This is a genomic window from Nannocystis pusilla (assembly GCF_026626665.1).
Classification (GTDB): Bacteria; Myxococcota_A; Polyangia; order Nannocystales; family Nannocystaceae; genus Nannocystis; species Nannocystis pusilla.
The window spans coordinates 1,318,858-1,332,382 of sequence record NZ_JAPNKE010000002.1; the positions used below are offsets into that span (position 1 = coordinate 1,318,858).

Annotated in this window: 14 protein-coding genes; 10 read left to right on the plus strand and 4 right to left on the minus strand. The window is 71.2% G+C overall.

The genetic code is table 11. From position 1 onward, the window contains the following. Positions 1–149 precede the first annotated feature (149 nt). Positions 150–536 carry a hypothetical protein gene (locus tag OV079_RS05855; RefSeq protein ID WP_267766726.1) on the minus strand — a complete coding sequence of 129 codons (387 nt, stop codon included), beginning with the start codon at positions 534–536 and terminating at the stop codon, positions 150–152. 226 nt (positions 537–762) lie between these two features. Between OV079_RS05855 and OV079_RS05860 the strand changes: the two genes are divergently transcribed. The 3 genes from OV079_RS05860 (at position 763) to OV079_RS05870 (ending at position 3,128) form a co-directional block, all read left to right on the plus strand. After that, on the plus strand, positions 763–1,725 hold the full coding sequence (locus OV079_RS05860) for an STAS domain-containing protein (protein ID WP_267766727.1): 963 nt from the start codon (positions 763–765) through the stop codon (positions 1,723–1,725). Positions 1,726–1,767: 42 nt separating this feature from the next. Continuing rightward, entirely contained in the window at positions 1,768–2,544 is a 777-nt protein-coding gene (locus OV079_RS05865; protein ID WP_267766728.1) for a DUF6892 domain-containing protein, read from the plus strand. Between the two features lie 95 nt (positions 2,545–2,639). Beyond that, a complete protein-coding gene (locus tag OV079_RS05870; RefSeq protein WP_267766729.1) occupies positions 2,640–3,128 on the plus strand; it encodes a MarR family winged helix-turn-helix transcriptional regulator in 489 nt (162 codons plus the stop codon). Positions 3,129–3,551: 423 nt separating this feature from the next. Here the strand turns inward: OV079_RS05870 and OV079_RS05875 are convergent, their stop codons facing one another. Then, positions 3,552–5,090 (minus strand): hypothetical protein, encoded by a 1,539-nt coding sequence (locus tag OV079_RS05875; RefSeq protein WP_267766731.1) that lies wholly within the window; start codon positions 5,088–5,090, stop codon positions 3,552–3,554. 294 nt (positions 5,091–5,384) lie between these two features. Between OV079_RS05875 and OV079_RS05880 the strand changes: the two genes are divergently transcribed. From OV079_RS05880 to OV079_RS05900, 5 genes are all read left to right on the plus strand, one after another. Beyond that, positions 5,385–6,821: a hypothetical protein gene (locus OV079_RS05880; RefSeq protein ID WP_267766732.1), complete on the plus strand. Its 1,437-nt coding sequence runs from the start codon at positions 5,385–5,387 to the stop codon at positions 6,819–6,821. 122 nt (positions 6,822–6,943) lie between these two features. Beyond that, positions 6,944–7,531: a hypothetical protein gene (locus OV079_RS05885; RefSeq protein WP_267766733.1), complete on the plus strand. Its 588-nt coding sequence runs from the start codon at positions 6,944–6,946 to the stop codon at positions 7,529–7,531. 92 nt (positions 7,532–7,623) lie between these two features. Next, positions 7,624–8,079, plus strand: coding sequence for a hypothetical protein (locus OV079_RS05890; protein WP_267766734.1), 456 nt, complete (start codon positions 7,624–7,626; stop codon positions 8,077–8,079). A gap of 132 nt (positions 8,080–8,211) precedes the next feature. After that, positions 8,212–8,472 carry a hypothetical protein gene (locus OV079_RS05895; RefSeq protein WP_267766735.1) on the plus strand — a complete coding sequence of 87 codons (261 nt, stop codon included), beginning with the start codon at positions 8,212–8,214 and terminating at the stop codon, positions 8,470–8,472. A 276-nt stretch (positions 8,473–8,748) separates the two neighbouring features. Next, positions 8,749–8,964 (plus strand): hypothetical protein, encoded by a 216-nt coding sequence (locus OV079_RS05900; RefSeq protein ID WP_267766736.1) that lies wholly within the window; start codon positions 8,749–8,751, stop codon positions 8,962–8,964. Positions 8,965–8,981: 17 nt separating this feature from the next. Here the strand turns inward: OV079_RS05900 and OV079_RS05905 are convergent, their stop codons facing one another. Continuing rightward, on the minus strand, positions 8,982–9,929 hold the full coding sequence (locus tag OV079_RS05905) for an alpha/beta hydrolase family protein (RefSeq protein WP_267766737.1): 948 nt from the start codon (positions 9,927–9,929) through the stop codon (positions 8,982–8,984). Positions 9,930–10,058: 129 nt separating this feature from the next. Between OV079_RS05905 and OV079_RS05910 the strand changes: the two genes are divergently transcribed. Next, positions 10,059–10,838 carry a helix-turn-helix domain-containing protein gene (locus OV079_RS05910; RefSeq protein ID WP_267766738.1) on the plus strand — a complete coding sequence of 260 codons (780 nt, stop codon included), beginning with the start codon at positions 10,059–10,061 and terminating at the stop codon, positions 10,836–10,838. Positions 10,839–10,853: 15 nt separating this feature from the next. On the opposite strand, the gene OV079_RS05915 is transcribed toward OV079_RS05910, so the two are convergent. Next, positions 10,854–12,536, minus strand: coding sequence for a WD40 repeat domain-containing protein (locus tag OV079_RS05915; protein ID WP_267766739.1), 1,683 nt, complete (start codon positions 12,534–12,536; stop codon positions 10,854–10,856). Positions 12,537–13,009: 473 nt separating this feature from the next. On the opposite strand from OV079_RS05915, the gene OV079_RS05920 reads away from it, so the two are divergent. Further along, a complete protein-coding gene (locus OV079_RS05920) occupies positions 13,010–13,522 on the plus strand; it encodes a DUF1622 domain-containing protein (protein WP_267766740.1) in 513 nt (170 codons plus the stop codon). The last annotated feature ends 3 nt before the right edge of the window (positions 13,523–13,525 follow it).

Genomic DNA, 13,525 nt, shown 5'->3' on the forward strand with positions numbered 1-13,525 from the left:
CGCCGCTCGCAACGAGGGACAGAACAGGAATGCAGCGAGTGTGATGCATGGGATGCCGCGACCATCGGGCCGGACAGGCCCGCGCCGCATCCTAGGGACTCTCGGGCATGAATGCGGTGACATGTCCGTCACGGCCCGGCGGCACCTCGTCACGACGGCGTGATCGTCTCGCGACGGGGACGCCAAGTCGGCGCCACCGGATCGCCGGTACGAATGCTGCGACGTCGGGGCCGATCACGACGATTCCGTCGCGAGCGCGCGCCGATCGATCGACTCGTTTCGGTCACGAAGGCAGCCGCGCCGGCGCTCGACTCGAGCGGCGCCGGTGTTCGTCGCCGGGCGAGCCGCAGCCCGAGTTTCGCCAGAGAGGCCGCGCCGATCGCAGCGATGGCCGCGAAGATGCCCAATAACCAATGTCGCTCCGCGACTGCCGCTTCGCCGAGCACGAACATCACCAGCAGCGAGCCGGCGAGCATCAGGCCGAGCGAGGAGTGGAATGACTCCGCGAGCGCAGCGCCCTCCGCATGCGAGAACACGCCGAAGTCCCGCGCTGGCTGACGGGTCAGCGCAGTCGACGCCCGCGCTCGAGGCGCTGTGTGCGCAATGGGTTCTTCGCGCGGACGCAGGCGACGTCTGCCGGCGCTGCGGGAACGATATCGACCTCCTTCCGCTCGCGGGCGCCTGCAGGGGCCGATGAGCGCGTCGTGCCTCGGGGCGCATTCAGGAAAACATTTTCTGTCGATGGGGTATCCTGGCCCCGGCATGGACGAGCCTTCGAGTGGCCCCGAGGACGCGTCGGTGACGGCGCTGGCGGATGATTGGTCCGTCCTCCTGGCAGTGACCGAGCAGTTGAACGCGGCGACGGCCCGCGAGGCCACCCTGCAGGCATTCCTCCTGCCGGCGCCGCGGCGCGACGAGGCCGAGATCGTGCTCTGCACCGTCGACCACGACGCCGACGACGAGCCGGAGTGGCTCTCGGTGGCGGTGGTCCGGCCTGCGGCGGTGCGGCCGGCGCGGTCCCACGTCGGCGACCGCTACCGCCTCCGTGACATGCCGTTCTCGCAAGTCTGGCTCGAGCAGCCGGGCGTGCCGGTGCTCGTCGGAGCTGCCGCGACCGACCCGCGCATCGATCAGGCCCTGCGCGACCGCTGGGCGGCCGCCGGCATCAAGGCGGCGCTGCTGATCGCGCTGACCCTGCGCAGCCGCGTCGTCGGCGTGTTCTCGATCCAGTGGAGCTGCGAGGTGCCGCTCGGCCCACGTGAGCAGCGGATCTACCAGATCCTCTCGCGTAACGCGGCGCTGTTGCTGGAGAACATGGTGATCGTCGATCGCCTGCAGGCCGCGCTGGCCGAGCGGAGCGCGCCGCTGATCCCGATCACCGACGACATCCTGGTCATGCCCCTGATCGGCACGCTCGACGAGACCCGCCGCGCGCGGATCCTCGAGGTGGCGCTGCAGGGGTCGTCGGCCGCGCGAGTCACGATCATCGACATCACCGGCGTCCCTTCGCTCGATGTCCGCGCCGCCGCGCTCCTCACCAGCACCGCCCAGGCGCTGCGGCTGCTCGGCGTGCTCCCGATCCTGAGCGGCGTGCGCCCCGAGGTCGCCCGGGACCTGATGGCTTTCGGCGATCCGCTGACGGGCATCGTGACCTGCGGGACGCTCCAGGCCGGCGTCGAATACGCTCTGCGGCAACTCGGCAAGTCGTACTCGCGCGCGGGCTAGGCCCCGCACGGCGCGGTCCGGTCGCCGTGGTATATCGCGGCGATGACGACCCCGTCCGAGTCGGGCCCGCGCGCCGGGACGAACGTGCTCCGCGAATGGATGCCCGACCGGATCGTGCGCCTCATGGTATTGCAGCAATTGATCGACGCCGGTGAGGTCGAGCCGATCACCGCCGAGGCGGCGTACCCGGCGGTGCGCGGCGAGCCCTACGACGCGTGGTCGGCGGACGGCCAGCGATTCAACGAGGACATCGCGGCGTACATCGACGACACGCCGGTCGACGCGGCGATGCTGGCGAAGGTGACGCGCTTGCCCACGGACCCGACTGCGGACCTGGTGTTCGTGATCTGGCCGCATTTCGATGGCGAGAGCGACGAGTTCGACGTCACCGACCTGTCCGGCCTCGATCGCTTGCCCGCGCTCGCGGAGCTGTTCGTCGCGGTGCACCGCCAGGTCGACCTCGCGGTCGTGGCGCGTTGCGCCCGCCTGACCGCGGCGTCGCTGGACTGCCGCGTGCCTCTCGACCTGTCCCCGCTGGCCGCGGTGCGCGGGCTGCGGACGCTGGAGCTGGTGCACGCCGAGAACGTCGCCGACCTCGCCTGGCTGCGCGCGCTGCCGGAGCTGGCCACGCTCCGTCTCCTCGGCGACCCCCAGACGCTCGATCTGCGGCCCCTGCTCGACATGCCCGCGCTCGGCTCGTTCGCCCTGTTGCGCACGGCGTTCGCCGAGGGGACGAACCCGGCCGTGCTGACGTTCGGGGACAACGCGGCGGTCCTCGCCGCCCTGTTCGTCCGCGGCGTCGCGGTGGAAATGCGCTGAGTCCGTCGGCCCGGCGGTCGCGGCCGCCGGCGCGCAGGGGCCCGGCGTCGTCGCGATTCCTTCGCCTTGACAAATGGTTCATGCGGATGAACCATGTGGCGAAGCAAACCATGAGCCGCAGCCCCGACGATCCGGTCAACGCCCGCCTGGGAGAGGTGCTCGAGGCGTTCATGAACCGGGTCGCCCATCCCCGCGGGCGCGCGCTGGCGTTCCTGACCCAGTCGTCGGTCACCGTCGACCAGGCGATCCTCATGCACCACGCGCTGACCCGACCCGGCAGCACCCCCACTAGCCTGGCGGCGACGATGAACCTGTCGCTGCCCTCGATCAGCCAGATGCTCGAGCGGCTGGCGCGGCTCGGCATGCTCCGGCGCATCGAAGACCCGGCCGATCGCCGCCGCAAGACGATCGCGGTCACGCCGAAGGCCCGGCGGTTCCTCCGCGAGCTGCAGGCGGTCCGCTCGCAGGAGTTCTCGGCCGGCGCGGCGGCCCTGTCGCCCGCCGCGCAGCAGCGGCTCGTCGCGGCGCTCGAACGAGCCCTGACCGAGCTCGACGCCGACCCGTCCGGAGGAGAACCGCGATGATTCAGCTCGATCACCTGGCCGTCGAGGCGCGCGACGTCGCCGCCTCGGCGCGATTTTTGGCCGACCTCCTCGGCCTCGCGCAACCGGTGCCCGAGGGCGAGGACGACGACATGCGCCGCATCGACCTCGACCACGGCGTGTTCGTCCTGTTCTCGCCGGCGAGCGAGCCGCGCTTCTCGCACGTCGCCTTCCGCGTCGACGCCGCTCGCTTCGGGGCGATCGTCGACCGCCTGCGCGCGGGGGGGTCGCGTTCGGCAACGATCACGACGACACCCGCAATCACAGGACCGACGACCTCCTCGGCGGTGAAGGCCGCGTCTATTTCCACGACGCCGACGGCCACCTGTGGGAGGTGGCCTGCTGAGGCCGCGCCCTCGCTGAGCCGGGGCCTCTGCCGCGTGACGCGTGGAGGTCCCGCGCGCCTCAAGGCGCGAGGGCGTCGAGCTCGATGCGGAGGGCGCGGACGACGATCTCGCCCGGGAGGGCGCCGTGCAGGCGCAGGCCGACCGCCAGCGAGTCGCCATACGCCTGCGCGTGCGTGGCGACGAGGGTGTCGCCGAACTCCGACCAGGCGTCGGACGTCGCCAGCCGGGGGATGGGCAGCGTGAGGACCTCGACCGGGTCGGCGCCGTCCATGGTCACGCGGAACACGTGCAGCGTCGAGGCGGTGGCGTCGCTGACCACCGAGGGCTGGCAGAAGCAGCCGAAGCGCTCCTCACATTCGAGCGTGTACTCGTAGGTGGTGTCGAGCTGGGTGGTGACCACGACGGCCCAGGCGAGGCCGTCCGGCGTGCGGGCGAGCGTGGCGGTGTGGTCCTCGAAGCCGGTGGCCGTGGCGATGCACGACGCCGGGCAATTGTCGTCGTCGTCGGGCGACACCGAACCTTCGCACATGCTCTCGAGCAGACCGAAGCCGGGGATCTGGGCGGCGGCGCTGGTCTCGTCGTCGATCGGCCAGGCGACCTCGAGGAGCGCGTCGTCCTGGATGAGCGCGGCGAACGGAGCCCCGACCGGCGGGGTCGGCTGCGCGCTCGGGACGAGGAAGTAGTGCTGCCCGCTCGACGAGTTGAAGTTCTTGCCGAGGCGCTGCAGGGCGCCGTCGACCTCGACGTCGAGCCAGTACAGGGTGTCTTCCTTGCGCATGTCGGCGGCGAGGAGGCGCCCCTGCGCGTCGCGCCCGAACTTGGGCGTGCCATAGCCGCCGGTCGGGAAGGCGACGGACGTGCTGGTCCACGCGCCCTGGTCGTCGCGGACGAGCTCGCGGAAATCCTCGGGCCCCTCGCCGAAGTGCCAGATGTGCGGCCGGCCGTCGGGGAGGACCTGGAACCCGGCCAGCGGCTCGCCGGCGATGCCCACGTGGGCGGTCTCCTCGGCCCAATCTCGAGCCTCGGCGACGTAGGCGATGTCGGCGTCGCCGGGGTCGAGCATGCCCTGGACCTCGGCCGCGACGTGCAGGTCGCCGCCGGGGCCGGCGGCGAGGTGAATCGTGCTCCGCGCGAAGCGAGCAGGCAGCGTGACTCGCTGGGCCGAGTCGGTCGTGACACGGAAGAGCATGCTGTCGGAGCTGCTCGAGGTGGCGACCCAGGTGACGTCGGGCGTGGGAGCGACGCGGACGCCAGGGCTGCCGAATTCGGAGTCGCCGCAGCGAAGCTCGACGTCGCCGGAGATCGGGCACGGGCCGGAGGGACAGACGGCGGCGGCGTGGTCGCCCGGGAAGACCTGGACGTCGCACGCGGGCAGCGGCGGATCGACGGTCGTGGTGGACGTCGTGGTCGGCTCGTCGAGCGTGGTCGTGGAGGTCGGGGTGAGGGTGGTGGTGGTCGTGGTCTCGCCGGGATCGGTGGTGCCGTCGGTGGTGGTCTGGGTGCCGCCGTCGGTGGTGGATTCGCTGGTCGAGGTCGAAGGACCACACGCGAGGGCCAGGGCGCTGGCGTTGGCGAGGAGCATAAGTAGGCTGCGCATGCGCGGGAGCCTATCACGGACCCGGGGCGCGGCGGGGCAAAGGATCGGCGGGTGATACTCGCTGTTGCTGATAGTCGCCCGGGGCAATGGGGGGACAGCATTGCATGCACCGCGGGTCCCTCGAGTGTGTCGCGCACGCTGCGCGTGATGCTTGGGGGAGCGTTGCAGCCCCTCGCGACATCGCGCGGGGCGCTTGCTTCCATTTCGACGTGGCTCGAGTCGTCGACGGGATCGGGTATAAGTCCCGCCGCTGCTGGAGAGCGAAGACCGATGAGACATTTGCTGGGGATGGGGATGGTATGGGCCGTTGCGCTGCTCGCCGCATGCGGCAGCGAGGCAGGCACGAGCACCGAGACGGGCGGAGGCGGCACGACGGCGTCCTCGACGACGGGAGGAGGCGACACGAGCTCGAGCAGCTCGATCTCGTCTTCGCCCACCACGACGAGCGACGGCACGAGCACGAGCACGAGCACGAGCACGAGCGACTCGAGCACGTCCTCGCCCACCACGACGGGCGAAGACTCCGCGCCCGACTGGGTCTCGGAGGTGCCCGAGGGCGGCGGCTGGTTCGAGCTCACGGCTTCCGAGCCGTTCGAGCCGTGGGCCGCGGCGAACCTCGAGCCCGCGACCGGCTACCTCGGCTCGTCGCCCGTCGGCGCGGTGCGCGACGCGTACTGCAACCCGATCTTCGATCACGCGGGCAAGGCGTTCTACATGTTCGGCGGCGGCCACTCGGACAGCAGCATCAACGCCGTCTTCAAGCTCGATGCAAAGACCCTGAAGTACAGCATCGCGGTGCCGCCGACGCCGCCCTCCGCGTATCCGCCTGCTTATGTCGCGCCGAACTCGCCCATCGTCTATCCGTCCGGCGCGTCGAACGGGTTCTTCCAGTCCGCGGAGACGCTGACGGACCCCGCCGATACGCCCTTCGCGGCGCCGTTCGCCGCGGCCCAGGCGAGTCACACCTATTCGGCGATGAGCTTCGTCGACGGCAAGCTGGTCCTCCACTACGGCCCCGTGCGCGACGCGGACGTGGTGAACGGGACGTGGACCTACCTCGACAAGGACACGTACGGACCGCAGCTCGTCAAGTTCGACCCGAACTACGGCGAGGCGGTGCTGCAGTCGGGCACGCACACCGCCAACGATCCGGAGACGGGCAAGGCGTGGACGACCCTCGTCTCCGGCGACGCCGGCCTGAACTGGCGCACGCGCGTGCTGGTGATCGAACCGAGGACGCACACGATCGAAGAGGTGGTGAACGCCCCGTGGGACGTGAACGGCAGCTCGTCGATCGTGGTCGGCGGCCCGCACGTGTATCTGTTCACGCCGACGGTCGCCGACGACGTGAAGACCTCGACTCGCGGCTGGCGCATCGACAAGGCGACGCTCGCGGTCGAACACCTGACGCTCACCGGCGATCTGCCGAGCTGGCCCGACGGCGCGCCGACGCAGGAGAGCGTGCCCGTCTTCTACGACGGGACCCGGCTGAACCTCTGGAACTACAGCGTCGACGCCGACCGCGACGCGTTCTTCCGCCTCGATCTCGAGCCCGCGAGCGGCACCGGCACGCAGGAGGATCCGTATGTGCTGACGGCCGAGCGAGACCAGCGCCCGGTCTCGACGATGCCCGCGCCCGCGCTGTCGTACGACCTGACCTACATCGACGACTGGGGTGTGGTGCTGTTCCTGCCGAAAGCCAGCGCCAAGCTGTGGGCGATCAAGCTCTGACGCCGCGGGCAACGGTCGAGTCCGGTGGCGCGGTCGCCCGCGCCGCGAGGACCCGCACCCGTGGACCTTCAGCCGTGTCGCGCGGGCGGTGCACTCTGAGGGTCCCTCCGAGGAGAGACCCCATGCGTGGACTCAAAACGCTCGTATGTGCCCTCGCGCTCGCGGCCTGCGAAGGCGGCGAGGGTGGAGCCGACAGCAACAACGGACAGGTCAGCGTCGAGCTCGAGGGCTACTGCATCGCGACCTTCACGGGCAGCCACGAGATCCTCAACCTCAGCGGCGGCGTCGCGCTCCGCGTCGAGGAGGGGCAGCGCTATCTGCTGACCGGTCTGCCGGACTCGCCGGCGATCGTGTACCAGCACAGAGATGGGGCGTTCGACCTCGAGCTCGACGTGGCCACCGCGCCGATCGAGGCGCCGTGCCTGGCCGAAGGCGCGGCGCTGGCGGGGGAGTACGTCGCGTTCGCCGAGCTCGAGTTGTATTCGGACCAGGCCCTGCAAGATTTGGTGTGCACGATCGAGAAGTTCGCGAGCGGCAGCGGGATGGGCTTCGGCTACGGCTACGTCGCGAACAACGTCTACGAGGTCATCCCTGGCGGCGCTTTCTGCGACGGCCTGAAGTCGGGCTACGTGCGAGCGACGCGGATCACGATCGGCGACATGGGCCACGTCGGGGTGCCGGTCTGGCAGCTCTTCAAGCTCGAGGAGTGAGCCCGGCAGAGGCGGAGGCGCCGAGCGGACCTCGGTGAGCTCTCGATGTCGCGGCTGGGGGTCGCCGGGTATCGTCTGGACCGAGGGGCGCCATGACGACAGACACCGACCATTCGTGGTCCGAGATCATCGACGAGCAGGACGGCTGGCGGGAGATGCACCTCAATTGCACCTTCGCCGACGAGGTCGACTTGCCGTCGCTGCTGGCGCGACCCGAGCTCGACGCGACCCGCGAGCTGTGGATCGAGCACTGGATGACCGCCGATGCGCTGCGGGACGACTATCGCCCGTGGTTCGAGGCCCTGGCCGGGCGACCCTTGCCGGCGCTGCGCAGCCTGACTTCGGCGGCTACTCGGACCGCTCGATCGACGCGCACCTGGGGACGGCGGCCGGGCTCGCCGCGACGCTGGAGACGCTCGAGCGCCTGGTTCTCGTCGGCGACGGCTCGCAGCTCGTCCCGCTCCGTGCGCCGCGATTGCGCGAGCTGTGGCTCGAGCACGGCGCCTTCCCGGCCGCGGTCGCGCGGGAGGTGCTGGCGACCAGCGTGATGCCGTCGCTGGTGGCGGCGCGGATCCGGCTGAACGATATGGACGGCGAGATCCGAGCTGGCGACGTTCGGCCGGATCGCCGCGCTGTTCGAGCGCGACGACATCGAGCTCGAGCACCTCACGCTCTCGGGCGTGGCGTTCGCCCGCGACGACTTCGCGGCGCTGCTCGCCTCGCCGGTGACGACCCGCCTGAAGCTGCTCGACCTCGGCCGCGGCTGCACGGTCGAGGGCGGCGCCGAGACGGTGCTGAAGCTCCGCGAACGGCTCCCGGACGTGCTCGTCGTGCCGCCGATGGGCGTCGAGGCGGCCGCGCTCGTCGCCGGCGGGCTGCGGTCGTGCGCGCGCCACGAGCTCCATGCGACGATCGGCTCGGCGGTCCCCAGTCGCTGGTAGCTCACCGCGGCGCAGCAGGCCGGTGGATGCCGTCCGGCGAGCAACCACGGTGACGAGGCGGGCGAGGCGAGGTCGACGCGCGCGGGTCGTCAGCGAGCGGTGAGCGGCGCGCGCTGGGACAGTCGCAGCGGTGCGAACGCGCCTCGCACCGTTGCGACGACGCGGCGACTCGCGACGCGTACACTCGCCGCATACGCTCGTGGGTGCGACTGTGAGCATTGCTCACGGCGCGCACGAGCTGACGCCGATCCATCGATCAGGCACGAGGAACCGACCATGAAGAAGCTTGCATTCATTCTGTCCTTCGCAGCCGGCATCGTCATCGCCAACACCGCGCTCGCGGCCCAGCCCACCAAGGCCTGCACCGCCAGCAACGAGGGCGAGACCGTGACCACGTGGAACAAGGCGCACACGCGCTCGGAGACGTATCTCTGCAGCTCGGGCTGGCAGCTCATCCGCGTGTGCGCCAACGGCGTCTGCGAAGACTATTGAGGCGACCGTCCCTGCGCTCATTTGGATTCGACCCGTCCGAGCGGGTCGGCGGCGCCGGTCAGCGCATTCCGGGCGTCCTGCCACGCGGGGTCTCCGGGATAGAGCTGCGTGCGGAGGAAGGCCGCCGAGAGGCGCTGGACGACGGCGACGCGGTCGGGGTTCTCGTCGGTGGTCTCGGCGGCGTCGTAGCCCGAGACGCCGCCGAGGCCGTGCCCGGCGTCGAACAGGGTCAGCAGGGACTTGGGGCCAGGCGCGAGGACGTAGGGATCCGCGTGCCAGGCGGGGCCTGCGGTCGTCAGGTGGGACGACCCGTCCTTGTCGCCGGCGACGACGAGCGCGGGCGTCGTCATCGTGGAGAAGTCGATGGTCGAGAAGAAGGGGTAGTGCTCGGCCGCGTACTGGCTGAGGGCGTCGCCTCGGCCGGGCGCGGCGAGCAGCACGCCCGCGCGGATCCGTGGCTCCGCGAGGCTCACCTCGCTGCCGTCGCGCGGATCTCGGTGCCGCGCGCCGAGCAGCACGCTCGCGGTGTGCCCGCCCATCGAGTGGCCGAGGACGGCGACCTTGCTGCGATCCACGCGCCCGGCGATCGCTGGCGCGGCGCGCTCGAGCGTGTCGAGCTGGTCGAGGATCCGCCTCATGTCCTCGGCGCGCGCGCGCCAGAAGAGCGGCGCATCCGGGTGATCGGAGCCGCGGAAGGGCAGGGTCTTCGAGTCGAGGTGGGTGGGCTGGATCACGACGAAGCCGTGAGCCGCGAAGTAGTGGGCGAGGGGCGCGTAGCCGTTCAGGGAGGAGAGAAAGTTGGAGGGGCCGTGGCCGTGCGAGAGCAGGAGGATGGGGAGCGCGTCGCCGGTCACGGGCGCCGAGACGCGCAGCTGGAGCTCCACCGGGCGGCCGGGGGCCGGGAGCACGATGGGGCAGATCGAGAGGACCTGGGTGGGGCGCGCTGCGGGAGTGGGATCGGTCATGGTGTGGATTCCCTTCGACCTCCTTGGTAGCTCCGGCCGTCGACGCCCGATTGGAAGGACCGGACATTTCCGGAGCGATCACGACCGCGCCGGCTTGAACGATCGCCGCGGGCGCGCGACAGTCGGTGGGTGCTGCACCCGCTGAGCGCCCCCGCCGCGACGTCTCCGCTCTCGCGCTTCCTCGAGGACGTGCTCGTGCTCGTGCCGAGTGCCGGACGCGCGCGTTACGAGCGGCTGCCCGACGGCAGGACGACGATGGTGTTCCGCGTGCTCGAGGAGGGCCGCAGCGGCGACGTGTGCGTGGTCGGCCCGCGCATGCGGGCGCTGTTCAAGGACGGCGGCGGTGTCGCGCAAGCGATCGTCCTGCAGTTCAAGCCCGGCTGGTCCTCGGCGCTCCTCGGCGTGGCAGCGAACGCGCTGACGGATCGGGTCGTGCCGCTGGAAGACATCTGGGGTCGCCCGGGCAGCGAGCTCTGCGATGCGCTGCTGGCGACGCGGAGCCTGCCGGAGGTGCTCGAGCGGGTGTCCCGCGCGCTCGCGCTGCGCTCGCGCGACAGCTTCGAGACGTCGTCGGCACGGCTGGCGCGTCGCGCGGTTCACTTGTTCGAGGGCGGCGAGGCCCGGGTGGAGCGCGTGGCGGAGCAGCTCGGCGTCACGGCGCGGCATCTTCGTCGCAGCTTCACGGAGTGCGTCGGCATCGGCCCGAAGGACTTCGCGCGGACCGTCCGCCTGCGACGCGCGGTGCGGATGGCGGCGACGTCGCGGGACTGGGCGCGCATCGCCGCGGACGCGGGCTACTACGACCAGGCGCACCTCATCACCGACTTCCGCGAGCTCGTCGGGCTGACGCCGGGCACCTTCCTGAAGCGTGCCGGCTCCGCGGCGACGGCGGTCGAGCTCCGCGATTGAGCGCCGACGCGGCCGTCAGACCTGCCAGAGGCGGAGGCCGTAGGCGTCGGCGGCGACGCAGAGCACGCCGTCGACCGAGAGGGCGAGCCCCTCGGCGTCGATGGTGATGCGCGGGCGCTCGGGGTCCCGTCCGAGGTCGACGCGCTCGCGGAGCGCGCCCTGCTTCGCGTCGTGGAGGCTCACGGTGCTCGTCACGGTCTTGCTGGCCGGATCGTACACGCGCTCGCTGACGACGAGGCGCGCGCCGTCGGGCGAGAACGCGAGGTGGAAGCCGGCGTCGGGGGTCTCGTCCGGGTGAATGGCGCCGCCCTGGAGCTCGTGGAGGACGCGACCGGACTCGAGCTCGACGATGCGCACGAGCGTCCGCTTGCCGAGCGAGCCGAGAGCCACGAGCGCGCCGTCCGCGGTGGCAGCGAACGCGGAGGCGCCGGTCCAGCTCGTGACGACGGCGCCCGTCTCGAGATCGAAGAGCTTCACCGCGGACGGGCCGGTGAGCATCATGCTGCCCGCGTCGTAAGCCTGGACGTGGGCGAGCAACCGGTCGCCGGCGGCGCCGAGCCGGCGCACGTTCTTCACTCGGGGCACGGTCTTCGAGGCGCGTTGCGTGGCGAGGTCGAGGACGTGCAGGGTGTCGGCGGCGTCGGCGACGACGACCCGGCCGCCCACGCAGGCCAAAGCCGTGAGCGTGCGACCCGGCCGCCACGGCTCGCGCTGGAGCGGCTTGCCCGTCACGCTCGAGCGCAGGACGAGCCGATCGGCGGGCTCGCTTTCCCGCGATCGCTCGAGCACCGCGATGGTCTGGCCGTCCGGGGACAGGTCCATCGCCGCCGCGTGCTTCTGCTTCCACAGCCGCGCGCGTCGGCCCACGTCGTAGACGAAGAGCTCGTAGTTGGCGCCCCACACCGCGAGGCGCTGGCCGTCGGGGCTGAACGCGACGCGGCGCGGGTACTCCTCCTCGAGGACCACGGGCGGTTGCTTCAGCGGCGGGAAGGACGGGCGGACGACCGGCTGCTCGCTGGCGGCGGCTTGCACCTGCGGGCGCACGGGGCCGGGCGCCTTCTTCTTCGGCAGGCGCGCGAGGAGAGGGGCCCACTCTTCCGCCGGGACGTCCTCGAAGGCGCGCTCGAGCTCTGCGCGCAGATCGATGTTGAGGCTCGCCTCGGCCTTCTTGTCGAGGAAGGCGAAGTACCAGCGCCACGTGCCGAACTTCGAGAACCACGCGACGAAGTCGGCGAAGCCGAGGCCCTTCAGCGGGTACGCCGCGTCGGCGCGGTGCACGAGGTAGATCGTCGGCTCGTCGGCGAAGTAGTCGATGGCGAGCTCGTTCGACTCGCCGGCGACGCTGGCGAGCAGCTTGAGCCGCATGCGGAGGTTGAGCTGATCGATCGACTTCTTGTCGTAGTAATCCCCGTGCTCGTTGAAGAACTGCTCGTAGAAGGGGAGGTCCGCCCACTCGAGCTCGTCCACGTCGGCCTTCTTGACGACGCGGTGCTCGCGGAACGAGCCCTTCTTGAGCCCGCCGAACATCTCGGCGAGGCCGACGAGGACGGCCTCTTCGCCGTTCCAGGACAGCTTCAGGCCGTCGCTCTTGGCGTAGAAGCGGGCGACGTCGCGCGGCAGACCGCCCGGGAGGACGGCGGCGATCGCCGGCTCGAGCTTCGCCAGCTTGCTCGGGGGGGACTTGAGGCGGCGTTCCATGCCGGCGCGAAGACACCACGAACCGGGCGTCGCGGTGAAGCGGAGATCCCCGGATGCTCATGACGCGAGGCCGGCCTGCTTGGAGGTCGCCGGTGCGTCGCTATTGCGCGGGCTCCTTCGGCGCGCTTCGAGCGACGAGAGAGCGGGCGAGGTGCAGGCGTCTCCTCGTCGGACAGCGATTGACTCGCCCGTCGTTCGGCGACGGGGAGGCGGCGATCGCCGGCAGGGGTCGCGGAGAATAGGCTCCCTGCGCGTCGTGATGCCATCACGTTGGCTCGCGCCGCGCGGCAATCACGAGCTTCGCAAGCCCGAGGTCGGTCGCGCGGCCGAGCACGCTCGCCGAGGCGAGAAGGGGGGCCGCAAACTGCGCCGGCGGGCTCGTCGGGGCGGTCCGTCGCGCAGCGATCGGGCGCGCGGGCGGGATGACGCTGCGGCCGCGCCAGGCCGGCGCCGTCGATCATGGTTCCCCGGTGGTGCGTCTCCTCCGTCTCGCTCCGCTGCTGCTGTGCGCGTGCCCTCTCACCGTGCGCATCGAGGAGCACGCGGCGGCCGAACCGGCAGCCGTCGCGCCCGCCCGCGAGACCTGCGAGAACGCGATCCCGGGCGCGTGCGCCACGGAGATGGTGCTGGCGTCCGTCGTCCAGTACATGACGTTCTTCGCCGAGCTGTGCGGGGCTCTGGTGATCGCGGTCGCGGTGCTGCGGGCGCTGGCCCGCTTCATACCGCACCTGCCGCGCCGCGCCTCGGCGCACGACACCTATCAGGACGAGATCCGGCTGCAGCTCGGCAAGTCGCTGGCGCTGGCGCTGGAGTTCGAGCTGGCGGCCGACATCCTCAAGACCGCGGTGGTGCCGTCGCTGGCGGTGATCGGCCAGCTGGCTGCGATCGTGGTCCTGCGGACGCTGCTGAACTACTTCCTCGAGCGCGAGCTCCGGCAGGCAGAGAGCCGCGGAGCACGGCGAGAGACGGCCGAGCGGCCGGGGTGAGGT